Source organism: Allocatenococcus thiocycli, assembly GCF_921292965.1.
In the GTDB taxonomy this organism is placed as follows: domain Bacteria; phylum Pseudomonadota; class Gammaproteobacteria; order Enterobacterales; family Vibrionaceae; genus Vibrio; species Vibrio natriegens.
The window spans coordinates 56870-82222 of sequence record NZ_CAKLCK010000019.1; the positions used below are offsets into that span (position 1 = coordinate 56870).

Below are 25353 nucleotides of genomic sequence, written 5' to 3' on the forward strand. Positions count from 1 at the left end.
CCGATTGGCTCCCCATTTTTTATATCAACTTTGATTACACAGTGGTTAAGGCCACTTCTTCAATTGGGAAATGTTTACCCGGCTCGACAAACTCTTGCTGAGCGGCGATAGTTTGTAATTCCCACTCGCCAGCATGGAAAGTTGCGCTAAGTACGCCATAACAAGCATCATGACAGTGCTGGAAAGCCTGTTTCGGGCTCCAACCCTTGAGTAGCCCAGCAGTAAAAATCGCTGAGATAAGATCACCCACGCCAACAGGTTGTTTGGCAAATTCAAAATGCGGGCGTTTTGCCAGATAAATACTATCTTGGGTAGCCAGTAGCATGTTGAAGCTGCCGTTATCCAGACAGTAAAGGTGTTTGACCAATACTACTTTCGGGCCTTTCGCTAGCGCTCGCTGACAGGCGGTAATAGCCTCTTCCAACGTATGAATTTCCATTTCTGCAAACTGGCTGAGTTCGAACTGATTTGGCACGATCACATCTGCCATTGGCATCAGACGCGTTAACAGGTTTTCAGCAATCCCCGGAGCAACGATACAGCCTTTATCAGGCGCGCCCATCACTGGGTCACATACATAAAGTGCGTCTGGGTTCTTACTCTTAACTTGAGTGACCGTCTGTTCCACGGCGAGGCACTGTTCTGCACTTCCTTGGTAACCAGTTAATACCGCCTGACATTTTTCCAGAGCGCCAATGTTACCTAAACCACGAACAAGCTCACTGATGTCATCGGCTGAAAACGCTCGACCTGTCCAACCCTCTGCATATTGGGTGTGATTGGAAAACTGCACGGTATGAATAGGCCACACTTCAAAACCCATACGCTGCATCGGAAAGACAGCGCTGCTGTTACCAGCATGACCAAAAGAAACGTGTGATTGTATAGAGAGGATACCCTGCATTGTACCTGTCCTTTTATTTTTGTTATCGATAGTTCAAAGACTGCGGCAAGCGCCAGTTTTGCGAAGCCGCTAGTGTATCCGACTAGCAAAGATTGTTTAACTCAATTCTTAACCATCCCTTACCGATGCCCGTATTTGACCTTCAGAACCTTGTGCCGGCTTAACCGTGTTGTATCAATAAGAGTTTTCAGGCTGTTAAAGTAAAAGCCTCAAGTGTGAGGCTTATTCAATCATTACGGCTGGAGGAAGTTCTGGGTAAAATCGAGCGCAGCTTTGGAAGGCTGAGAGGAGAACGATGATTTTGGTGTTGTATCTACCTCATCTGTTATTGACGCATGACGAGAGTTGGTCGTGTATCCTTCGATTGACTGGTCTTGCTCTGGATTAGGCTCATCAGCGATGACATCTTTTAATTCATCTTCATTAGGGAAGTACGCCTCACGTTTATAAACCTTGTTTAACGCACGAATGATAGAGTGCTTTTTTACCACGCCGGATGCCATCATTCTTTGCAGCGGTTTGGCAATCACCTGTAAGCCTACCACCACATCAACGCCGATATTACCCGCGACTTTATCCCGTAATATTCGAGCTGCTTCGAACCCCATGCTTGCAGAGAGAAACAGCCAAATGTAGGCAATAGCGTTGCCAGTTTTGCTCGAATCTTTCCAGGCTTCTCCTGCATAATACATGGCTTCTGCACTGCCGAGCTCTGCAGCACTTTCCAGCCAATAACGGCCTTTCAGCATGCTTTTTTCAGTACCAATACCTTTGGTGTAACACAGTCCTACCTGAATTTTTCCAGCGATACTGTCTTTCTCTGCAGCCTTCATAAACCAATAGAGTGCGTCGGCACTGTGACCCGACGTATTTTCCGGGGATAACTGCCACTCACCCATATACAGCATCGCATCGACACAACCCTCGTCGGCCGCTTCTTCGATCAGTTCATGTCCTTTGGCGACGTTTTGTTCCACACCTCGGCCAAAAACCAGCGCTTTTCCGGTGATAAATTTCGCTTCCAGATCACCTTCTACGCCAGCGATCGCAGTGCGCCAAAAGTTTGCCTGCTCTTTTAGAACCACATCTTCACGCATACGCTCACTCATGCGAACAATGCCGTACATGCCACTGATGTTGTCTAGCTTCGCCGCTTTATCGTACCAATACAAAGCCTGCTTGATATTGTTTCTTTCCGCTTCTTTCGCCAGAAATAAAATCGTCGGTATGTGCCCGGTTTCAGCCTTAAATTCCCGCTCTTTAAGCTCTTGCTCACGAGCTTTTTTCATTGCCTTGCGATATGCCGCCTCACGAGCCTGCCGCTCTACTTCCAGACGTTGTTTTCGCATCGACAGCGAGATCATCCATACAAATATCAGGACAAGTGAAAGGCCAGTTGCCGCAATGGCAATACCCATGCTACTCATAAACCGCCTCTTGTTCTCCATGATATAAATTGACGTTCCCCCATAGGGAAACCCTTAAATTGCTTTTGTCTGAATAGTTTCAGCACTTGGACTTTATATCGGCTACCCGATGAAAATCTGAAGTTGAGAAGTAAAGAATGACGTGATTGAAACTCAGACGCCTTAACTTATTTTTTATCGAAAATTATTGATTGGTTTTTTATAGAAGGTAGTCACGCTTTTGGGGCTGAGACATTCTCCTCCCTTGTCATCCCCCCTTCCTACTCCTATCAAAATTAACATTTTGAGTGTGTGTCACTCCTCTCACTATGCGTCCGTTTTATTAGTTAATTTGTGAACCAAATCCACTGTGTAAGAAAATTTTCATTTGTAAAAAACTAAACAGTCCGTTCTCACATTTTGCTGATGAGTCAGTGTATTAGCATTTCTTTGAACATTTCCTTTCGGCATTTGCACCAGATAGGACGTATGGTTCTTCCGTTCTTTGAGCCGAAGAACTGACGCGTTCTTTATATCAATTCAATAAAAATGGATTTGTAAACGTGGACAAAAAAACATTTAAATTATCAATAATTGCCAAAACCGTACTGCCTTTGATCTCCGTCGCGGTGATCAGCGGTTGTGGTAGTGACAGCACCGACGACAATACCACCAGCCCGAGTGCAGGACTGTACCCTGCGGGAGAGAATGAAGTTGTTGTTTACTATAAACGTGATGTTGCCTCAGCATCTTCAGCAAGCGGCTACGAGGGCTGGGGTTTGCACCTATGGAACGGCGAAGGCTGTACCAGTACAGATTTAGATGCCATGGGCATTACAAGCGGCGGTACTGATTGGGCATCGCCTCGCGAATATGACGGTATCAGCGAAACCTACGGTGCGTACTACGTACTTAAAGTCGATCCTGACGCCGCTGACCCATACGAATGTATGAACTTCATCTTACACAATGGTGATGACAAAGCCTTCGGCAGTGCAAACTCGAAAGTCGAGCTGACGAAGATAGGCGAATCTAAAGGGGTATTTGGCTTCCACGGCAGTAGCGAACTGTTCTACGAACCAATCGAAGAGCGACCAGTTGACGTTGATGGCCAGAAAGCACATTGGTTAGATGCAAACACTATTGCTTGGGAAGCGGCAGCAAATGCTGACTCAATGAAGCTTTACTACAGCCTGACTAACGACATCCAAATGGATGAAGACAAACAGATCACTGGTGGCACAGCGGTAGAGCTAAGCAAAGCAGGTGATTTGTCTGATGATCTGAAATCTCGCTTCCGTCACCTATCTAGCCTGCAAGCTGCTGGTATCGATGTGGATGACGCTACACTGCGTACGATTCTAAAATCACAAATCGTAATGGTGGCTTACAACGCTGAAGGTGATGTCATTTCTGCAACTGAAGTGCAAAAACCAGGCGTACTGGATGCGGTATTCGCTGATGCCGATGCGGGTAACGCGATCGGTCAGGAACTGGGCGCGATTGTTGAAGGCGGCGCTGCAACCTTCAAGTTATGGGCTCCAACGGCTCAAGACGTTTCTCTGATTATCTACGATGAGAATCTACAAGAAGAATCAACCGTTACAATGACGGAAGACAGCGTAACGGGTATTTGGGTTTCCGAGCCACAAAGTAACGTAGTAAACAAGTTCTACCGCTATCAGGTGAAGGTTTACCACCCAACAACTGGCGTTGTGGAAACGCGTATGGTCACTGACCCATACTCATTAAGCTTGTCGCTAAACTCTCTTTACTCACAAGTTGTCGACCTGAACGACGCTAGCTTAATGCCACAAGACTGGAACAATTACGACCGTCCAACCGTTGAAAAAGACGAAGATCACGTATTGTACGAATCACATTTGCGTGATTTCAGTTTCAATGACAGCCAAGGCACACCAGCATATAACGGCAAATACTTAGCGCTAACAGAGCCTGAACGTGAGTCTGTTTCTCACCTACAAGCGCTGAAAGATGCAGGTTTAACAACGCTACACATTCTACCTGCATTTGATATCGCTACCGTCGATGAGAACGTAGACAACCGCGTCGACATCAACGATACCGTTGGCAAACTATGTGGCATTAAACCTGACGCTTCTGTCTGTGAATCAGAAGATGATGCGAAAATCATTGAAGATGTTCTGAACGGTTACGATCCTGCATCTGGGTCTGCACAGAAACTGATGAACGATCTGCGTATGCTAGACAGTTTCAACTGGGGTTACGACCCATTCCATTACACTGTACCGGAAGGCAGCTACGCAACGAACCCGAATGGCACACAGCGTATTCTTGAATTCCGTGAAATGGTTCAGGCAACGCATAAAATGGAACTTAAGTTGGTGATGGACGTGGTTTACAACCATACCAACGCATCTGGCATCAATGACAAATCTGTTCTGGATAAGATCGTTCCGGGATACTACCACCGTCTAAACGTGAATACTGGTGGCGTAGAAAACTCTACCTGTTGTGACAACACCGCAACTGAAAACCTGATGATGGGTAAACTGATGGTTGACTCACTGAAGGTTTGGGCGAAAGACTACAAAGTTGACGGCTTCCGTTTTGACTTGATGGGTCACCAGCCAAAAGATGTAATGGTTTACGCTTTAGAGCAAATCCGTGAGATTGACCCGAACACACTATTCTACGGCGAAGGTTGGGACTTTGGTGAGGTGGCTAACGACGCACGCTTCGATCAAGCGACTCAGCTAAACATGGCTGGTACAGAGATCGGTACCTTCTCAGATCGCCTACGTGATGCAGTTCGTGGTGGTGGTCCATTCGATGGTGGTGTCGATTCAGATGGTAAACACTCACTTCGTTACAATCAGGGTTTTGGTAACGCGGCATACGCTAACGAAGAAACCAAAACAGATACTGACGCAGTAAATGGTCGTCTGCACAACCAAGATATCGTTCGTCTGGGTATGGCAGGTAACTTGGCAGATTACATCCTTGTCGATTACACCGGTGAGACCAAGCTTGGTAAGAACGTAGACTACAACGGTGCGCCTGCTGGCTATACTAGGATGCCTTCAGAGAACATTTCTTACGTTTCTAAGCACGATAACCAAACACTTTGGGATAACAACGCGTACAAGATTGCGACAGGCATCAGCTCGGCTAATCGTGCTCGTATGCAAAGCGTATCACTTTCAACCGTGATGCTAGGACAAGGTATTCCGTTCATTCACATGGGCTCTGAACTCCTTCGTTCAAAATCAATGCAGCGCGACTCTTACGATTCTGGCGACTGGTTCAACCGTGTATTCTTTGACGGTAGCGACAACAACTGGAACGTAGGTCTACCTCGTGAAGATAAAGATGGCGATAACTGGGATCTGATCAAAACGATCATCAGTGACAGCACAGCGAAACCTGATACAACTGACATTGAGCTAACCAAGCAGCAATTCCTCGAGCTACTAAAAATCCGTAGTTCAAGTGAACTGTTCCGTCTGGATACCGCTCAAGAAGTAATGAATCGTGTCGACTTCCGCAACGTTGGTCAAGATCAAGTTGCTGGTCTGATTGTTATGTCTATTGATGACGGTGTCTCTGCAGGTCAGGATCTGGATCCAAACAACGACGCAATTGTCGCAGTAGTTAACTCATCATCTGAGGCACAATCGTTTACTATAGCTGGCGCGAGCGGTTTCGAACTTCATACCGTGCAGCAAAACTCTGCGGATACTGTTGTTCAAGGAGCAAGTTTCTCTGGAGAAACCTTCACTGTACCAGCCCTGACGACGGCAGTCTTTGTACAGCCTCAAGCTGGCGCGCAAGGTGCGGGTCTGCCTGTGAATACGTCAAACAAAGACGTATCAAGCATCCCTCCTTACGGTGAAACGGTTGTTTACGTGAAAGGAACAATGAACGGTTGGGCAGATAGCTCAGACTGGGCAATGACCTTCATTGGTAACGGTATGTACTCTGTAACAGGTGTATTGGAAGCTGGTGACCATGAGTTCAAATTTGCAGACACTGGTTGGTCGAACCCAAATATTGGTTGTAGCGCAGCGGATCAGGCGGGTGATTCTCTTGATCTGGGAACTGATGAGAACTGTACACTGACGGTAGCTGAAACAGGTAAATACACCTTCATCCTTAATGCACTTAACGTTCAAGATGACAGCGTAGAAAAACCAGTTGTTTCGGTAACAAAATCAGCAGACGCACCAACGTTTGGCGAAACTGCACTTTACCTACGCGGTGATGTAACAGACGCTAACTGGGCAGCGATTGAAAGCGCGAAGTTCAGCTATGTTGCAAACGATGTGTACTCATTAGATATTGACCTGACTGCAGGGACATTCGACATGAAGGTTGCCAGCTCAGATTGGGCTGACGCCACTAACTTCGGAGGCCAGGGAGCAATTGAATTCGGTACTCCATTTACTATGGAAGCGGGCGGAGCAAGCGGTAACATTAGTATTACGGTACCAGCAGACGCAAGCTACAACTTCCACTTCAATGCCGCTGATACAGCAGCACCAATCGTAACGGTCACTCAAAACTAATTGATTCAACGATACCAAAGGGGGAAGCTATCGCTTCCCCCTTTTTAACTTCTACAGGCTTATTTGCTTATTGCAAAAAAGCGCGCTTGTAAAGGCGACATCGGGATTTGATACTGCCCGTTACTTGACGATACGGTCTCATTCGTCAATAGATCTACTAGACCTTTATCACTGCCGACCGCGTCCTCACTGAGTATTACCGTTCTGGCACTCTCCCGTGTATTTAACGCAAACAATACCTGATCGGTATCAGATGTCTTGAGGTCGACATAACTGCCGTTGCTCGACAACAGGTTAGTACGTGAACCTTCATATAACGCAGGGTGTGCAGCGCGCATTGTCATCAGAGATTGAACATAACTTTTAAGGTCAGCCTGATTAGCATCTAAAGTTGCCGTAATCCCTTCAATTTTCGCGCTGCTTCTGGCAACGTGATCATCACATAGTCCCGCGAGAGCACAAGTATTGATGTCCTCTTTCGCCGCAAAACCCTCAACTTGGTCGCCAATTTCGTCTCCATAATACAAGGTGATCGGTCCCGAGTAAGCCGCCTGGAAAGCAAATGCCGCTTTATGGCGTAACCAATATTCTGCATCGTTTACATCCGCAATCCCACCCCGTTGCAATAGATCACCAAAACGCACTAAATCGTGATTGCCTATCATTAAGTTAGGTTGTGCATGACTTGGGTACTGTTGATGAGTAAGGTAACCATTATCCAGCCAGTCGACGCCTCTGCCGCCCACACCACTTTCGTTTACGGCTAACGTTTCGACAATGCGGTAACGCATCGGAAAATCAAAAGCAGAACACAAGGCAGGATCACTTTCTGTGCCATAGGCTTCATCAGCTATGTCTGACTCCCCTTTCCAGACTTCCGCCACCATGTAGCCAAGAGGGTTCACCTGTTCACCGTCACTGTTGGTGTAAGTCACATTTTGCGAGGCTTGATCCACCGCTTTACGCAGTTGTGTCCAGGCGTCGGTTGGGACCTGATACGCCTGATCTAAACGCCATCCGTCTATCTTGAGCTCGTTGATCCAATAGGTCGCCACTTCTTTGTAAAATTCAAGGCTCTGTGGATAATCAACAGGGTTATTTGATCCTGATGGTAGCAATCCGGATGGAGAAGGTTTAATTAACCCCGCTTTGTGGTGACCAAACACACCATCAAAAAAGACGTACAAGCCTCGTCTGTGTGCTTCGTCCACCAGCGTTCTCGCGGTTTCTAAATCACCAAAGTTCGGATCTATCGTAAAATAATCCGTCGCATAGTAACCCGTAGCATCCAAACGATCAGCCCAGTCATCTTGCCCATCAATGACCTCAGACTCAAAAATAGGCGTTAGCCAAATTGCATTCATCCCCAAGCTTTGGATGTAGTCCAGTGAATCAATAATACCTTGCAGATCACCATTGTGATGACTAGTGCCATATCCCGTGGAATAACCAATACTCGTATCACCATCGACAAAGCTTTCAACCATGATCTGATAAGTCCGAAGCTGATTACTTTGCTCCAATACATTTGTCTGGCAAGCATAGTTACTGACTTCGGGTAAAGTTGCTCCGTTATCACCATCAGATGAATTACAGCCCGAAAGAGCGCCTGTTACGGCTAAGGCCAGTAAAGATCGATATAGTCGTTTATTCACGTATAATCTCCCAAAAAATTAGCCCCAGCATTTTTCACATGCCGGGGCCAATTAAATAAAAATCAAAATTAAACTAACTTAATAGAATATTACTGGCACTTATTTACCATGACATGAAGAGGTTTACCTTCCCCTTCAAACTGAAGGCTCCAGACATATTTCCCGTCTTCTTTAATATCAACTGAAGTATCTGTACCGTAACCACCAAATGTTAATGGCGTTAATTCACCAACATTCATTCGATTGCCTTTAGCTGTAAACTGAGGGAACCATAACTCTGTTGCATACTGCATTTTAAATGAACCTGATTTTTCTTGAGTCACAGCTTGGTAGATATTATTTCCTTTGTAATTATATTGGCGCTGAGGCACATGTTTCCAGTCAGAATCTGAAAATGTACCAACGACAAATAACGGTTTCTTAATTGGTCCTTTGTCTGCACTATCTGGGTTATCACAAGCCTGCATGAATGCAATCGCTTCAGCATCAGACATATTCATAACAGGCTGCGCAGCCGTTTCAGACTCAGAGGTAGATTGACAACCAACTAAAGCAACAAGTAAGGCAGCAGCAAGAGAAGTCTTCATCATCTTCATATTCACGTCATTCCTTTTTAATTAGTAAAGCTCGTTAGATCAGAGAAAGTTTAATATTGAGATTTCCTCATGCATGAGGTAATAAAACTTTATCCTGCTGAGCTTATTTACTTGGATAGGTATATTCCCCCGAGCATAAAGTCAGGTTAGGAATATTGTTTAATTATTACTCTAATTAGTATTAAAAACAAAAGGATAAAAATAAATATGTGAATGAGGTAACTGTATGTGGGGGTAAATATTAAAACGTTAATTTATTATTTAAAAGGCCAGCCTTGCACTGGCCTTTTTTATTCGATTATTTGCTATTTACCGCTTTAACAAATACATCTTGCGCGCCTTCTATACCTAACTCTTTCGCTTCATCGAGCAAGGTTAAGGCTTTAGGAATATTGTCTTCGGCTACTGCTCTTTCAATTGCACGATGGTAGTAACCGGTTAATTCCGCACCTTCTGGAATATTATCGTTTTTCGCAACAATCTTAGTCGTAACGATATCATTTGCAGTTACCGATAGACGGAACTGGCCAAGAGGGCTGTGCTTTGCAAATGGATCCGCAATATCTGGCGGCTGAGTATGACGCGCTTTAGCATAGGCTTTCGCCGGATGCAGAATCTGAGTACTTCCTTTCAAATCTTCGGAAGTGGTGTAAATCAACACATGAAGGTCATTACCACTCATGTCAGGAATAACATTGAGATCGAGTACGAATTTGTCGTTATCCAACATTTTTGCAGGTACGTACTCAAACTTTGAAAAATCTGCTGAATAAACGGTTTTTCCGTCCGCATTAACCACGATTACATTTGGTGCGTAAAATTGAAGGTCAGTGCTAACGAATGTCTCTAGTTGTAAATCGAGACTGCCACGGTTTCCCGGAAGTGCAAATGCGGCGATAGCGCCTGCACTGTTACCATCCAGTAGCATTTGGCTTTTATCAGTCAAAGCAAAATCAGTAACCACAGGTACATCAAGCGGTACCCATTGAATATCACCAGACTGGGTGATCACCTGTTGCTGGTCATTAGAAGTCATCTCTACTTGTTCTACAGACGCACAGCCAGACGCCAACATGCCCAGCAGTACGGGAGCAAGCCATTTTCTCATTACTGTCTACCTCGACTTTTTTATTGTTTTTGAAATAAATACAGCCAGATAGGTTCTGGCTGTATCATTCTAGGACAATTTAGGACTTAGTGGCTAGATGATTACCACCAAGCTTCAGCTTGTACACCAAATTGGAACGTATCGTCTGAACGACCGCCGTCAAATTTTTGCGTATCGTTGTCGTCGTCAGCTGTTAGGTAAGTCGCGTATAGACGGATTTCTGGACGAGCCCAGAAGCTAGAGCCAGCAGACCAAGCTTGAGCAACAGTCATCTTACCGTAAGTGCTTTCGAAACCATCGTTATCGTCGATTGCGTAACCCGCTTCGAAGATAGTCTTGTTGTTTTCATCCCATTTGAACATTGGGCGAGCAACTACAGAGAATGTTTCCCACTTGTCTTGACCATCCCACATGTCGTTACCAACACCGTACACTAACTGGTGACCAAGTTCCCAGTTGTCGCCTAGGCCAATTACACCCCAGTTGATAATACGGTAGCCGTCTGCACCGTCGTTAGCTTCTGCACCGTACCAGCTACCATCGCCGTAGAATGCGAATGCTTTAGAGTAACCTTCAGTACCGTATTGGAATACTGTTTTGTTAAAGCCAGAGTCTAGACCTTGAGTCAACTCAGCAGTAACCATAACGCCGTTTTTCGCATCTTTAGTGCTGTTAGACGCATCTTCAGTTTCGTTTACGATGGCGTAATCCAGACCCATTTCTAGAGACGCATTTGACCATAGAGAAAGGCCTGCGTAGCGAAGGTCTAGTGTGTTAACGTTTGCTGCATCGCCGTCGTTACCTTCATCAGTGATGTCTGAACGGTCGTTACGAACCCATGCGAAAGATAGTTTACCAGGACCAGCTTCGATACCTTCGATACCCGCGCCAGCACCAGAGATGTTCCAGTAGTAGAAGTCAGAGATATGAACGTCGTGACGTTGGTAGAAGCGCTTACCTGCCCAAAGTGTTGCTTCAGGAGCGAAGTTTAGCAGGCCTTTCGCTTGTACGTTGAACTGACGTAGAGCGAACTGTGCATCATCAACACACTCAACTGCGTCGCCAGCGTCGTTTAAACCACAGTTAGTAGAAGTACTTTCCCAGTCATTAGAGCCGTTAGAAGTCATTGCAACCATAGAGTCTACGTAGAACGTTTTACCGTTGTTGTTGTAAACTTCTTGGCCTAGTTGTACTTCACCGTAGATATCGCCTTCGTTACCAAGACGACCAATTTTGTTCTTTTCAAATGTTACTTGTTGGCCACCGTCACCACTCACGCCAACACCAGCACGCATGTAACCATGAAAATCCACTGCGAATGCAGAGCCAGCAGCTAAAGAGGCAGCCACTGCTGCAGCAATTACACTTACTTTTTTCATTCTTAACTCCATTAAGGGTATTTATAATTCTGTCTTCCCTGCTCGCTCTAAAGATGAATAAAAGGCAGTTTAACTTCACCTAGAGAAAGAGAGGTAAGATGGGAACAAGTCCCCGTTTGTTTCAACAGAATCGAGATTACCCGAGGCGTACAAGGATGACTTCCTCCGCCCTAAACTAAATTAAGGGGGATGAGAAAGGCGTAGAAAATATACCGTATGGCGTTTCATCTAGCTATATCACGGATATAGGGCGTAGTCCGTAAGTATTTTTATTTATGGACTCGTACAAAATGATAGGAAGATCAAATTTTAAACACAAAAGTGAATATTTAAAGTAATTAAATTACATGAATATTTTATCTTGTTTTGTAATTAAGGCTGTTGACCTTAGTAAGACAAAGTTTTTAACTTATAGTTTCCTATAGGTAGCAATAATTATTAAATAAAGAATCTCAGATGACGCAATTTCGATCTCGCCCATACCCCTTGGGTGCAACACTGAATAAAGAAGGCTGTAACTTCTCTATTCATTCGCCCGAGAATAAAGACATAAAGCTGGCGTTGTTTTCCGACGACGACAAGTACACGCTGCACGATCTACCAGGTGAATACGCTGGTATACGGCACACCTTTATTCCAAAAGTTAAGGCTGGTCAGAAGTACGGCTACATCGTCTCCCATAATGATGAACCGCTGCTCATCTCGGACCCTTACGCGAAGTCAATCGATAAGGCGCTCCATTACCAACCTCCTTACTCTGCAAAGAAAAGCTTCGATATGCCAAAGTGTGTGGTTATCAAAGATGATTTTGACTGGCAGAAAACGGAGCACCCGCGAATCCCACGAGAAGGAATGGTGCTATTCGAGACCCACGTAAAAGGTCTCACTCAACTTCACCCCAAAGTTGATGCCGCCAAGAAAGGACATTATCTCGGTTTGTCTACACCAGAGATGTTGGCTTTTTATAAGCAGCAGAACATTAACACGTTGCAGTTGCTACCTATCGCCGCGTGTATGCACGAGCCCCATTTACTCGAAATGAAGAAAGCGAACTACTGGGGCTATAATCCCTACCTGTTCATGACCCCCGATCCCCGCTATGCGAAAAAGGACGCGGTGACAGAGCTAAAAACAACCATTCGTGAGCTTCATAAAAACGGGATCGAAGTCATTCTTGATGTGGTCTATAACCACACGGCTGAAGGCGGAGAAGGTCCAACAATTTTTAACCTTAAAGCCTTGGATTCACGTTTTTACATTAAGCATGGCACCCACTTTGCTAACTATACCGGGTGTGGCAATACCGTCGATCTCACTTATCAACCTGCCCTAAACTTAGTGATGGATACGCTTCGTTACTGGGTTAGTGAGTTCAAAGTGGATGGTTTCCGCTTCGATTTGGCCGCCACACTTGGCCGTCAGGGAGACAATTACAACCCTGAAGCGGCATTTTTCAAAGCGGTGGCACAGGATCCTATTCTTCGTGAAACCAAGTTAATCGCAGAGCCTTGGGATATCGGCCCTAACGGCTACCAAGTGGGTAACTTCCCCTTTGGCTGGAATGAATGTAACGATAAGCTTCGTGACATCTCTCGTAGCTTCTGGCGCGGCGATCAAGGCTACTTAAAAGAGTTTGCGACTCGCCTGATGGGTTCGCGAGATATCTATAGCGCTGCAAACTGGCCTTACAAACTGACCGTCAACTACATCACTTATCATGACGGCTTCACTCTGCAAGACTTAGTGTCCTACAAACACAAACACAATGAAGCCAACGGCGAAGAGAACCGCGATGGACACGGTGATAACCGCTCAGAAAACTACGGTGTAGAAGGTGAGACGGAAAACTTGATGATCATTGCGACTCGCGAAAAGCAGAAACGTAATCTGATCGCGAGCTTGTTGTTTTCATTCGGCATTCCTCACATCCTAACCGCTGATGTGCTGTCTCATACACAGGGAGGTAATAACAATGCCTACTGTCAGGACAACGAAACCAGTTGGTTAAACTGGAGCCAAACAGAGCGTAAACAACATTTCAAAGTCTGGATGTCGCAAATGGTTGCCAATCGTAAGAAATACATGGTGCCATTTATTCGTTCGTTCAGTGGTGACAGCCGCAATAACAATCGTATTTTCTGGCGAAGAACTGATGGCCACTTAATGGAGCATGATGACTGGAACCGTCTTAGCTCTGTGGCACTTCACCTTGGGATCGGCAAAGACGGGCAAGAGTTGGTGTACTTAATCAACCAAACCAATGCGACTGCGCGCTTTAAGTTGCCAAATGATCGCAAGCAAAATTGGATAACGATTTGTGATACCAATGTACGCAACTTAAATCCAGGCCACGCTGAAGGCGAAGTACTGCTTTCACCGACGTCGATGGTGATTTTACATTACCAGCCGAACTCGAAAGCTAAACCTTCAGCAGAATAAGCGTTTGTTTGGATGAAATAACAATAAAAAAAACCGATGCTTTAATTCGCATCGGTTTTTTATTTTTAGCTTAGGGGAACGTTCCCTAAAAGGGTGTTTCCATCTAGCACGTTTCACGTTCGATGTTTTGGAACGTCAGCACCACTTTGCTCATCTCTTCACCACGGCCTTCAATGCGTTCAAGCAACATTTTCGCGGCATTTTCCCCAGCTTTATCAAAGGCATAATTGAAAGTAGATAAACTCGGAATACTGATGCTCGAAAGTTCATCATTACCAACACCCAGTACACGTACTTGTTCACCGACCTTTATACCCATTTCACGCAGTGCCTTAACAGCGCCAACGGCGATACGGTCAGTCGCACAAAACAGTCCATCGACTTCTGGATAGGTTCTGATCAACTCTTGCGCTTGCTGATAGCCTGACTCTATGGTGAAGTCGCCTCTGGCATGGACGAGCAATGATTGTTGATGAAAGGCTAAAGCCTGCTCAAGTCCCTGAGAACGCTGTGCATCAACCGCGATGTCATCACCCTGAACACCAATGAAAGCGACATGCTGACAACCTGCTGCAATCAGGCGGTTACCCGCTTCAAAACCTACACGTACATCGTCATGGACAACACTTGGTACATTATGCAGAGAGCCATCTTGCCCCACCAGAACAACAGGTACATTAGACTGTTGAATGGCTTTCACTAGTTTCGCATCTAGGTGCGTTGCATAGAGTATAATTCCTTCGACCCTTTTTTGATTAAAGATCTGAATATACTCAACTTCTTTTTCATAAATCTGATGTGTATTGGCTAACAAGACGTGTTTTCCTGACCGTTCAATAACAGCAGTCAACCCATCAACACCCTGAGAAATAGCGTGAGAAGACACGCGCGGTACGATCACACCAATAAGGTTTGTCTTTTGAGATTTGAGATCCTTAGCAACCTGATTCACTACGTAACCACATTCTTCCACCGCTTTACGTACTTTCACTTTGGTGGCTTCTTTTACCCCATACTCGTTGTTTATCACGCGAGATACGGTGGATTTCGACACACCAGCCAAACGCGCAACGTCGTGCAAACTTGCCATATTGCCCCTATTCCACTTATTTATTGGGATTGTTTGCAGAAAGCGCTCTGTATCCCTAGTCAATTAACGTGATTTTACCCTCGTTAAGCGGAATTTTGTTGACGAATATGGGGATCACACTCACACATTTCAGTCTTATGCTTTGACCACTTATGAATAATCATCAAAAATCCATTTTGCAAACGTTCCCAAAAATACAAAAACGATAAATCAGGTGCAGATAGGTACTCAGACCACAAATTTAAGCGGGCTTGAGTATTATAAAGTCAAACATCCCCTCAATTATGAGCGGTAAAACAGGTGATTCAGTAACAATGATCAATCTGTAATATTGGCGATAGCACTTGGATACATTTTAAATTTCAGTAATACCAATCGGGGTGTGCAATGAACTATCCAGTCATAGCAAAACAATTACTAGAGCACTTAGGCGGTAAAGATAACCTACAAGCCCTTGCTCACTGTGCTACGCGTCTACGCTTAGCGCTAAAAGACGAAGAAAAAGTCAATGAAGAAGCCATAGGCGAATTAGACGGGGTTAAAGGTCAGTTCAAAGTTGCTGGTCAGTATCAAATTATTTTCGGCTCTGGCATTGTAAATCAGGTATACGCCGAGATGGCGAAACAGACTGGCCTGGCCGAAATGTCTACCAACGACGTCGCGTCAGCAGGTGCTCAGAAACAAAATATCGTTCAACGTGCAGTGAAAGGACTGTCGGATATTTTTGTTCCAATCATCCCAGCGATCGTTGCTGGCGGTCTGCTTATGGGTCTTTTCAATCTGCTTACCGCACAAGGCTTGTTTATTGAAGGTCAGTCGATCATCGAAGCGTACCCAGGCCTGGCAGACCTAGCGAGCATGATCAACACATTCGCCAACGCGCCTTTTGTTTATTTACCTGTTTTATTGGCGTTTTCTGCTTCGAAGAAATTTGGTGGTAACCCATTCTTGGGTGCTGCACTTGGCATGCTGATGGTTCACCCAGACTTACTGAATGGCTGGGGCTTCGGCAGTGCATCGGTTTCGGGCACGGTCCCAACTTGGAACATTCTGGGCTTGGAGATCCAAAAAGTCGGCTACCAAGGCTCAGTACTCCCTGTTTTGGTGTCTGCGTTTATTCTGGCAAAAGTCGAACTTGGCCTACGTAAAATTATCCCTTCCGTATTGGATAACTTGCTAACCCCAATGCTGGCTATCTTTATTACTGGCTTTGTAACGTTCACTTTGGTCGGTCCGTTTACTCGTGACCTCGGCTTTATGCTGGGTGATGGTCTGAACTGGCTATACGATTCGGCTGGTTTTGTTGGTGGCGCTCTGTTTGGCTTTATCTACGCTCCGTTTGTTATTACCGGTATGCACCACAGCTTCATCGCAATTGAAACTCAGCTATTGGCAGACATCGCAACCACCGGCGGTACATTTATTTTCCCTATTGCTGCCATGTCGAATGTCGCTCAAGGCGCAGCTGCATTAGCGGTAGGTTTCACAACGCGCGATACGAAAATGAAAGGCATCGCTGTCCCATCTGGTATCACTGGGTTATTGGGTATTACCGAGCCAGCAATGTTCGGTGTGAACCTGAAGCTTCGCTACCCGTTCTTAGCAGCAATCGTAGGCTCAGCCGTTGCGAGTGCGTTTATCACCCTATTTAACGTGAAAGCGCAAGCACTTGGTGCAGCAGGCTTACCTGGCATTATCTCTATATCACCAGACAAAATAAGCTACTACATCATTGGCATGATTATCTCTTTCATCACTGCATTTGCCCTGACCGTCGTATTGGGCATGCGTGAAAAGGCAAAACAGAATAAGCAAGCAACCGCTTAAACGTTTCGTCTCTTAGTTAACCACTGCCCTATCTCATTTCTCGCCCCAGAGAAATGAGGAGATAGATAAGATGAAATACGGCCCCCCTGCCATTAGGTTTTAATACCAAGCCAGTCAAAAATTTTTTGACTGGCTTTTTTTATTTCTGCTGGTTTCCTTATCTTTGGTTCATTTGGTGTTGTAAGTATTAATGAACCAGCGTATATTTATGAACCATTACATTATATGAACCAATTTCTTTACGAGGCAAACCATCATGACAACCTACCTCTATTCTCGCTATTCGCCTCGAAATCGTGCTTACAGCGAGAACCTATCAATTTTGAAAGCGGCGGCTCCTGACGCGCAACATTTTGAAGACAAAGCGCGTGGCTGCATACCACCGACCGAGCGTGAGTCATTCCAACAATTACTCGAAATCATCAAACCTGGCGATACCATCATCATTTGGTGGCTAACGACTTTTGGACGTGATTTCAGTCAGTCACTCAATACCATCGAGCTATTACTAAATAAAAACGTGACACTGAAAACGGTGTGCGAGCCACTTTGTTTCGAGCCAGGATCGGTTGAAACCAAGACCTTGACCACCTTGCTGTCTGGTTACGGAAAAGTACAAACCCAGCATCGCTTGTTTGCCGCAGAGCAAGGTCGACGAGCCATTAAAGGTGAGCCCGATAGATGGAAACAAAAATTTCGCGGTCGCCCTGCAGACAAAGCCAAGCATCAACAAATCGCAACACTACTGCTCGAAGGTAACACGCTACACAGTGTTGCCCAGCAGTGTGATATCAGCTTATCGACAGTAAAACGCGTTAAAGCCAAATTGAATGAATTTGACGATGAGGGCGGAATGAGAACACGTGGAAGATCTGGTCTTTCAAATGGTGAATCATCATGAAGAATGCCATTAACTTTCGTTCCATTTTACTCGCCTGCCTGATTATCAGTGTCGGTCAGCTGAGTATGGGATTGGTGATGCCATCTTTGCCATGGATAGCAAAAGACTTCTCGATTTCACTCGACCAAGCTCAGCTATTAGTAAGTATTTACTTACTTGGTTTTGGCCCGTCCCAGTTTATCTATGGCCCCATATCCGATGCTTTAGGCAGAAAAAAAGTCTTGTTAACCGGACTGCTGATTGCCATGTCAGGGCTACTGATGATCATATTTATGAGCCAGACTTTTACTGGCATGGTCATGGGGCGTTTTCTGCAAGGATTAGGTACTGGCTGCTGCGCTGTATTAGCCCGAGCTTCTACCCGTGATCGATTTAGCGGTAGCGAACTTCCGGTCGCGATGTCTTATATTGCGATGGCAGCTTCTATCACACCTCTAATGGCACCCGTTATTGGTGGTTTTATCAACTTCCATTTCGGCTGGAGTATGGTGTTTATTTCGTTGTTAGGTTATGTGTCGATCGCCTGGGTAATCATTGCTTTTCGCTTCACCGAGACAATTTCAAAGCGTTCTTCCATTCCGTCACCTAAGACGATGTTACGTCAGTACCGAAATCTACTCACCTCACGTTACTTCATGAGCTTTGCTAGCATAAGTTGGCTTAACTTCAGTTTGATGATCACAACCGTGTCTGTCATGCCATTTATTATGCAGGATCAAATCGGTATGACTTCCGATGAATACGCGATGTGGGCACTCATTCCCGCTCTGGGTATGCTGGGCGGAACAACCATTTGTAACCGCGCCCGCCCGATCATTGGCAACAAAAAGATGCTGCTATGTACGCCGGTGTTGCATATCAGTGCGGCGATATGGTTGTTCTTCTGTCCGGTAGAGCCGTTGTATTTGATGCTGGGGCAACTACTGATGATATTGGGTAACGGTATTGCTTTGCCGTGTGCTCAGGCTTTGGTCATGCAACCTTATAAGGAACAAGCAGGAACGGCCGCAGCAATGTCTGGTGGTGGCCAAATGATCGCTTCTTCTCTGGTGAGTTTGACGTTAGTCCAGTTCGGTTTGAGTGAGGCGTGGCACCTGTCACTGGTCATCGCACTGTTTACTGCTATTACATTGATGAATATCCTGCGTGGATTCAGTTCATCCCTACCTACAGAGCACATAGCCGATGAAGTAACTCAGGCTAGTTAATATCTGAATAGGCAAAGAAAAGGGGCGTCCCAGTGCAAACTGTGACGCCCCTTTATCGTTTGAGTTTCTGGTTAGAAATCTGCTGTCATACCAACATAGTAAGTACGTGGTGCTTCAACATAACCAATGTCTTCAAGCTCTTTCGACACACTCTCATCAGTTAGATTGGTGATACCCGCGCGAATGCGCAGTGAATCGTTCACATGATATACCGTACCCATATCTAACGTTGTGTAAGAGTCTTGAGTCAGCTCAGAGTCAATCTTACGTTCACCACGGTAACGAGCGCTCGCAAACAGATCCAAGTCTTTGGTTGGGTACCAGTTCAGGCGAGCAAATGCCGAGTGCTTGTATCGCTCGTTCAGCTCTTCACCTGTCGACTTGTCTTCTGTATCCAGGTAAGTGTAGTTACCCGACATTGCCCACTGCTCAGAAAACTGGATATTACCTGACAGCTCAACCCCTTGGATAACGGCTTTTGAGACGTTTTTAAATGACTTGTATGGGTTAGAAAGCTCACGATCAATTGGGTCACCATTCTCGTCGATACAACTCATAACAGAGCTTGACCACGTTCCTGTTTCACAGAACACATCGGTTTGCTCAATCAGGTTTTCAACCTCGTTACGGAATAACGCCGTTTCAATATCCCAGTTACGAGCACTGTACAGTGCAGAAAGCTCATAGTTGATGCTGGTCTCTGCTTCCAGGTCTTCATTACCCTGAATGTCACAGTTACCTTTACAGCTGATCAACTTAAAGTCTGGGTTATTTTGTGTCATGGTTGGCGCTTTAAATGCTTTACCTACACCACCTTTTAGAACCAGTGAATCTGTGGTTTGGTGTACAAGGTAAACACGCGGGCTGAACTCTTCACCGAATTGCTCATGCTTGTCCAAACGGCCACCAATGGTTGCGGTTAAAGTATCCGTCATTTCCCACTGATCCTGAGCAAACACAGCGCCTTGGTAAGCTTCTGCTTTGTTGCCCACGAGGTTTTCTGGGTTAGTCAGCTCACTGTTTTGGTAGTCCATACCAAACGTGAACGTATGACTATCGCCAAAATACGTTGTTGCCGATGCTTCCACAATTTGTGTCAGTTCTTCGATGGAATCCACACCGTCATTTGCCGCATCGATATTCTCTACGTTTTCGCGTGAGTAACGTACTTGTGTGTCACCCCAAGACCATAAGCCAGTATGTGAAATCGCTTGGCTATCACGTCGAACTCGAGAGTTTGAAGACAGTACCGTCGTTGCGCTTTCAGCAACCGTGTCACGCTCGTCATTGCTATAACCTAAGTCTAAATCAATAAACTGAGTGTCGGATAAGTGCCATGACAATGTACCAAACATCGCTAACGTATCGCGCCCTTCTAAAGCCGTGATATCCGAACGATCATATTCAACGCCTCGCGCAGTCTTAGTGCCTGAATAGGGCTGCCACGCATCACGACTGGTTTGAGAAACGGAAAAACGCGCGAACAATGTGTCATCAATTAAGGCACCTGATGTGGTTAAACCAACCGTATATTTCTGCCCGCCGTTGCCGTCATTTGGTGTCGCGTTATCCAGACTTAACTGAGAACTCCAGTCATTTTCCGGCGACTTAGTGATGATGTTGATCGTACCACCCATGCCATCTGAACCGTAGAGCGCAGACATAGGACCACGGATGATTTCAACACGTTCGATTGAGTCCATTGGAATCGCAGAGAGATCGAAATCGTTACCACGGACAATCGCACTCGCAGAACTCATACGACGCCCATTCACCATAATGAGTGTGTATTTTGAATCCATACCACGAATAGAAATCTGCTGACGCCCAGCTCGCGTATTGTCGTAATCGGCTTCCACACTGGTTTGGTTCGCAACGATATCCGCTAACGTAATACCCGGATCATTCTCGATGTCTTCTGCCGTAATCACGGACATAGACGCAGGTGCGCTTTTCAGCTCCATCTGCGTACGTGTTGCCGTCACAACCATTTGTTCATCGACTTTGGTTGGGGTTGTATCAGCAAAAACTGACATTGAGGCGCATAGTGCACCGATCGCCACTGCTAATGGTTTTGGTGCTACCAGAGTAGTTTTAGACATATTAAAACCTGTTATTATTATTGAAAGTTATAATGATAATGGTTCGCATTAAATAGGTTTTATTTTGCTAAAACAAGTCTCCCCGTATACAGACAGTAAATTACCACTATGCAGAAAATGAATAACTAAAAATTTAATCATTCACTTTCGATGGACCCGTATATTTCTTTAAACAAGGACTTAACCCAGTTACACATCGGATCATTGTGGTAGCGCTTATGCCAATAGAGATAAACCGATTCACTATCAAGACGAATTTCCTCTGGTACCGTTTTTGTGATCAATTTACGACCAACACATGCCCCTTCCGCAAATGGGGTGGGCAAATGGAATATCACATCCGTCTCTTCAGCAATGGCTGGCGCTGCATTAAAATTGGAAAGCTGTATAGGTATCGACAAACTTCGGCTCTTATCCACTACACCAAGTTCGGCAAACCGATGGTAAATAGACAGCGTTTTGCCGCCCTGAAGAGAAATCTGGCCAAAGTTGCATTCAAGTAACATGTCTATCGTCAAATCTTCAACATCCGCTAACGGATGGGACTCGCTCATCAAGAATCGATAGTCGCGGCTTGCAACTTTCATTCGATACAAGTTTTGCTCAGAACTAGGGGGCGAAGCGGTAGAAAGCACAAAATGCACATCCCCCGAGATCAAACCATCAAAATGCCTTTTAGGAATAGAGTCGACATCGACAATCATATTGGGTGCTTCTTGGCGAATGCGTGAAATTACACTAGGCAACAACATGGTCACTTGAGGGACTAAACCATAGAAGCGTATCGTACCTTTACTCTTCTCCGGAACAAAAGACTGACCATGCATTAACTTCTCTAAACCCGTTAGCACAGTGGTTAGATCTTGTTTGATGACTTCGGCTTTGGGAGTCAACTCATAGCCATGAGCGGTTCTCACAAGTAGCTCGTCGTTAAACAAATTTCTCAGCTTTTGTAAAGACCGACTGACGGAAGGTTGGCTCATATTCAGCAAAACTGCGGTATTGGATACGTGCTTCTCCTCAAGTAAGCTCTTGAGAATAAACAGTAAATTCAAATCTACCTGGGCTAAATTCACTTTTTGAATACTCACTATTCTGACAATTCAGTTGCTGGTTATAACCTATCTGATAACGTGTATGCAATCAATAATCATTCTTATTTGATTTTAATCAACTTAAGTTTCAGTACTTTCAGATCATCTTTTGCTCTGTTTTCTTTTTTAAACGCTTTCCAGTTAGATGACTGACTTATAGACCTTTTTGGGAATCATTATGTTTGGTAAAACTTCTCTTCGTGTAGCAACAAGTGCGCTACTACTGGCATTAGCGCCTATCGGGGCATTCGCAAAAACCTACCAACACAGCATGGGCTCGGTAGAAATTAATGAAGTACCGAAACGCGTAGTCGTTCTCGGCTACGGCAGCCTTGATTACGTCGATGCTCTGGGTGTTACACCAATTGGCGTACCAAAGACACTACTTCCAACCACACTGGAAAAGTACAAAGGCGACTCTGTGGAAAACACAGGCAGCGTGAAAGAAGTGAATTTTGAAACCTTGTTTACGTTGAAACCTGATCTGATCATTGCAGAAGCGCGCATGGCGACCATCTATAAAGATCTAAAAGACATCGCACCAACGTACATGTTCGAGATTGATACCAAAGACTACTGGAAAACCACACAAAAACACTGGCGTACACTAGGCGAAATCTTCGAAAAGAGCGATAGAGCGGATCAATTGATCAAAGACGTTCAAGGTCAAATAGATACGCTTCACAGTAAAGTGGCACAACATCCTCCTCGCGCTTTAACTGTTTCGAACAGCGGCAATAGCCTAGCTATGTTTGGCGAAAAGAGCCGTTTCTCGTTTGTATATGATGAAGCTGGTTTCGCGCCATCAACGTCTCAAAACGTAGAATCCGTCTCCGGTAATCACGGCAACCTGATCTCATTTGAATACATTGCCGATGCACAACCAGAAGTTCTGTTGGTTTTAGATCGTGAGCAGGCTATTGGCCAGAGCAACGGTAAAGCGAAAGCATTGTTTGATAACGACCTCGTCAAATCAACACCAGCAGCGAAAAATGGTCGCGTGATGTTTATTGACCCGGCGGCCTGGTACTTGACTGCTGGCGGTTACCACTCAACTCAAACCATGATTAAAGAGCTAAACCAAGTCGTTGTTAACTAATAAGCGCACGTTAATCACCCTATAAAAATGACCTTTCCGCTTATGGCGTGAAAGGTCATTGTCGTATTTATAAACCTAAATCTTCACTATGAAATTACATCATATTTTGGCGTTTGCTTTGCTCATCAGCCTCGCTGGCATCTCATTGCTAGTCGGGGTAGCGAACGTATCTCTCTCGCAAATTTTGGCTGGTGACAGTCACAGTTTGAACATCTTGTTAGTCAGTCGACTGCCGCGATTAATTGCCATTGTTTTAGCCGGCGCAGGTTTGAGTATTGCTGGACTGATCATGCAACAAATCGTTCAGAACCGCTTCGCTGCGCCGTCAACAACTGGCACTGTGGACTGGGCAATGTTCGGTTACATCATCGCTTTAATCTTCTTTGCCGATATGAGCAGCTGGGTTCACCTCATTACCATCTTCGCTTTTTCTGTGCTTGGTACGGTGATTTTTGTTCGCTTTCTACAGCGTTTAAAGTTCAAAAACACAGTTTTAGTACCACTGATAGGCATCATGTATGGCAATGTGGTCTCTTCTATGACGACCTTTGTCGCGTATAAATATGATTTAGTCCAGACACTTGGCTCCTGGACGGTCGCGAACTTCGCTTCTGTTTTACAGGGTAACTACGAGTTTTTATATTTGGCGCTCCCTGTATCGGTGCTGGCTTACGCTTATGCCAACCGCTTTAGTGCCGCCAGTGTCGGTGAAAGCTTTGCAAAAAACATCGGCTTAAATTACCAACGTATCGTACTTATTGGCGTTATCTTGGTCGCGGTATTGTCATCGTCTGTCGTGATGATCGTGGGGATGATTCCGTTCCTGGGTCTTATCGTGCCGAACCTTGTGTCGATATTTATCGGCGATAACATGCGTCGCAACTTACCTTGGACTGCTTACGCAGGCGTCATTCTGGTACTGACCTGTGACATTTTAGGCCGTTTGATTATCTTCCCTTATGAAATCCCTATTTCGATGATCATCAGCATCTTAGGCGGTTCTGTTTTCATTTACCTGGTATTGAGAGACAAAGCGAATGCGTGATTCCATTAAAGTCATCGTACTCGCGGCTGTCACAGTACTGATATGCGCCGTATTTATCGGCAAAGGTTTAACACCGGACAACTACCAATTTTTCTTGTCTCGTCGGGTGCCTAAAGTGCTGGCGATTGTATTGGCAGCAATTGCCATTGCTTCATCGTCATTGATTTTCCAGACCATCACTAATAACCGAATTCTGACCCCGTCGATTCTCGGTTTTGACTCCCTGTACGTGATGATTCAGGTTGTATTGGTGGTAATGTTTGGTGGTCTGAGTGTTTGGGTCATCAACAGCAAACTCAATTTCGTCCTGTCTACAGGCATCATGATTGTGTGTGCCATGACCCTATTCAGCTTCTACTTCAGAGGCCGTCAGCGCAACATCTTCACCCTGTTATTGATTGGTATCGTGCTTAGCAGCTTGTTCAGCAGTATTACTGGCTTCTTCACTATGGTGACGGACCCAGATGAGTTTAACTTCATTCAGGGTTCCATGTTTGCCAGCTTTAACAACATCAACGGTGAACTGGTTTACTGGTGTGTCGCTCCGATGTTGCTTTGCGGCGCTTATTTAATTCGTATCTCACATAAGTTGGATGTGATGTGGCTGGGTGTGGACAACGCCAAGAGTTTGGGTATCGACACACACAAACTGACGATGCAAGTGATGTTCATCATCACGTTGATGGTGTCTATCTCCACCGCGTTGATTGGTCCAATCCTGTTCTTTGGATTAATTGTTGTCGCGCTGACGCGTCAAATTTTCACTGGTTACCAGCATCGCCTGTTGATCGTTGCCAGCTCTGTACTCTCTGTTGTATTGCTGTCTGGTGGCCAGTGGGTAGTTGAAAATCTATTCGATTTCGATACCACCATCAGTGTCATCATCAACTTTTTTGGCGGCGGTTACTTCCTAGTTCTACTTATGAAAAATAAATTCGATTAAAGGTGCA

The 25353-nt window shown here is 45.2% G+C and carries 17 protein-coding genes; 8 read left to right on the forward strand and 9 right to left on the reverse strand.

Annotation, left to right across the window (positions count from 1 at the left end; translation table 11 throughout):
- Positions 1–34 precede the first annotated feature (34 nt).
- The gene (gene pdxY, locus L9Q40_RS07125; protein ID WP_498792901.1) at positions 35–904 is read right to left on the reverse strand and encodes a pyridoxal kinase PdxY; all 870 of its coding nucleotides are present in this window, start codon (positions 902–904) and stop codon (positions 35–37) included.
- 233 nt (positions 905–1137) lie between these two features.
- The gene (locus L9Q40_RS07130; protein WP_498792902.1) at positions 1138–2331 is read right to left on the reverse strand and encodes a tetratricopeptide repeat protein; all 1194 of its coding nucleotides are present in this window, start codon (positions 2329–2331) and stop codon (positions 1138–1140) included.
- Positions 2332–2873: 542 nt separating this feature from the next.
- Here L9Q40_RS07130 and pulA point away from each other — a divergent pair.
- A complete protein-coding gene (gene pulA / locus L9Q40_RS07135) occupies positions 2874–6860 on the forward strand; it encodes a pullulanase-type alpha-1,6-glucosidase (RefSeq protein WP_498792903.1) in 3987 nt (1328 codons plus the stop codon).
- 59 nt (positions 6861–6919) lie between these two features.
- Here the strand turns inward: pulA and L9Q40_RS07140 are convergent, their stop codons facing one another.
- The 4 genes from L9Q40_RS07140 to L9Q40_RS07155 form a co-directional block, all read right to left on the reverse strand.
- Entirely contained in the window at positions 6920–8515 is a 1596-nt protein-coding gene (locus L9Q40_RS07140) for an alpha-amylase family glycosyl hydrolase (RefSeq protein WP_498792904.1), read from the reverse strand.
- Positions 8516–8604: 89 nt separating this feature from the next.
- The gene (locus tag L9Q40_RS07145) at positions 8605–9111 is read right to left on the reverse strand and encodes a glycosidase (RefSeq protein WP_065300538.1); all 507 of its coding nucleotides are present in this window, start codon (positions 9109–9111) and stop codon (positions 8605–8607) included.
- A gap of 298 nt (positions 9112–9409) precedes the next feature.
- Positions 9410–10219 carry a MalM family protein gene (locus L9Q40_RS07150; protein WP_014235000.1) on the reverse strand — a complete coding sequence of 270 codons (810 nt, stop codon included), beginning with the start codon at positions 10217–10219 and terminating at the stop codon, positions 9410–9412.
- Positions 10220–10320: 101 nt separating this feature from the next.
- Positions 10321–11598, reverse strand: a complete 1278-nt coding sequence (locus tag L9Q40_RS07155) for a maltoporin (protein ID WP_014235001.1) — start codon at positions 11596–11598, stop codon at positions 10321–10323.
- A 456-nt stretch (positions 11599–12054) separates the two neighbouring features.
- Here L9Q40_RS07155 and glgX point away from each other — a divergent pair, with 456 nt between their 5' ends.
- Positions 12055–14037, forward strand: coding sequence for a glycogen debranching protein GlgX (gene glgX / locus L9Q40_RS07160; protein ID WP_498792905.1), 1983 nt, complete (start codon positions 12055–12057; stop codon positions 14035–14037).
- Positions 14038–14140: 103 nt separating this feature from the next.
- Here the strand turns inward: glgX and L9Q40_RS07165 are convergent, their stop codons facing one another.
- Positions 14141–15127: a LacI family DNA-binding transcriptional regulator gene (locus L9Q40_RS07165; RefSeq protein WP_020333486.1), complete on the reverse strand. Its 987-nt coding sequence runs from the start codon at positions 15125–15127 to the stop codon at positions 14141–14143.
- A 387-nt stretch (positions 15128–15514) separates the two neighbouring features.
- Here L9Q40_RS07165 and L9Q40_RS07170 point away from each other — a divergent pair, with 387 nt between their 5' ends.
- From L9Q40_RS07170 to L9Q40_RS07180, 3 genes are all read left to right on the forward strand, one after another.
- Positions 15515–16954: a sucrose-specific PTS transporter subunit IIBC gene (locus L9Q40_RS07170; RefSeq protein ID WP_014235004.1), complete on the forward strand. Its 1440-nt coding sequence runs from the start codon at positions 15515–15517 to the stop codon at positions 16952–16954.
- Positions 16955–17210: 256 nt separating this feature from the next.
- Positions 17211–17855, forward strand: coding sequence for a recombinase family protein (locus L9Q40_RS07175; protein ID WP_498792906.1), 645 nt, complete (start codon positions 17211–17213; stop codon positions 17853–17855).
- Complete coding sequence (locus tag L9Q40_RS07180; protein ID WP_020333488.1) at positions 17852–19063, forward strand: multidrug effflux MFS transporter; 1212 nt, start codon at positions 17852–17854, stop codon at positions 19061–19063. The genes L9Q40_RS07175 and L9Q40_RS07180 overlap by 4 nt, the downstream gene beginning before the upstream one ends.
- A 71-nt stretch (positions 19064–19134) precedes the next feature.
- On the opposite strand, the gene L9Q40_RS07185 is transcribed toward L9Q40_RS07180, so the two are convergent.
- Entirely contained in the window at positions 19135–21165 is a 2031-nt protein-coding gene (locus tag L9Q40_RS07185) for a TonB-dependent receptor domain-containing protein (protein ID WP_498792907.1), read from the reverse strand.
- A 137-nt stretch (positions 21166–21302) separates the two neighbouring features.
- Positions 21303–22241, reverse strand: a complete 939-nt coding sequence (locus tag L9Q40_RS07190; RefSeq protein ID WP_498792937.1) for a LysR family transcriptional regulator — start codon at positions 22239–22241, stop codon at positions 21303–21305.
- A gap of 196 nt (positions 22242–22437) precedes the next feature.
- Here L9Q40_RS07190 and L9Q40_RS07195 point away from each other — a divergent pair, with 196 nt between their 5' ends.
- From L9Q40_RS07195 to L9Q40_RS07205, 3 genes are all read left to right on the forward strand, one after another.
- On the forward strand, positions 22438–23358 hold the full coding sequence (locus L9Q40_RS07195; RefSeq protein ID WP_014235009.1) for a siderophore ABC transporter substrate-binding protein: 921 nt from the start codon (positions 22438–22440) through the stop codon (positions 23356–23358).
- Between the two features lie 88 nt (positions 23359–23446).
- Positions 23447–24403 carry an ABC transporter permease gene (locus L9Q40_RS07200; RefSeq protein ID WP_014235010.1) on the forward strand — a complete coding sequence of 319 codons (957 nt, stop codon included), beginning with the start codon at positions 23447–23449 and terminating at the stop codon, positions 24401–24403.
- Positions 24396–25346 carry an iron chelate uptake ABC transporter family permease subunit gene (locus L9Q40_RS07205; protein ID WP_498792908.1) on the forward strand — a complete coding sequence of 317 codons (951 nt, stop codon included), beginning with the start codon at positions 24396–24398 and terminating at the stop codon, positions 25344–25346. The genes L9Q40_RS07200 and L9Q40_RS07205 overlap by 8 nt, the downstream gene beginning before the upstream one ends.
- Positions 25347–25353 lie beyond the last annotated feature (7 nt).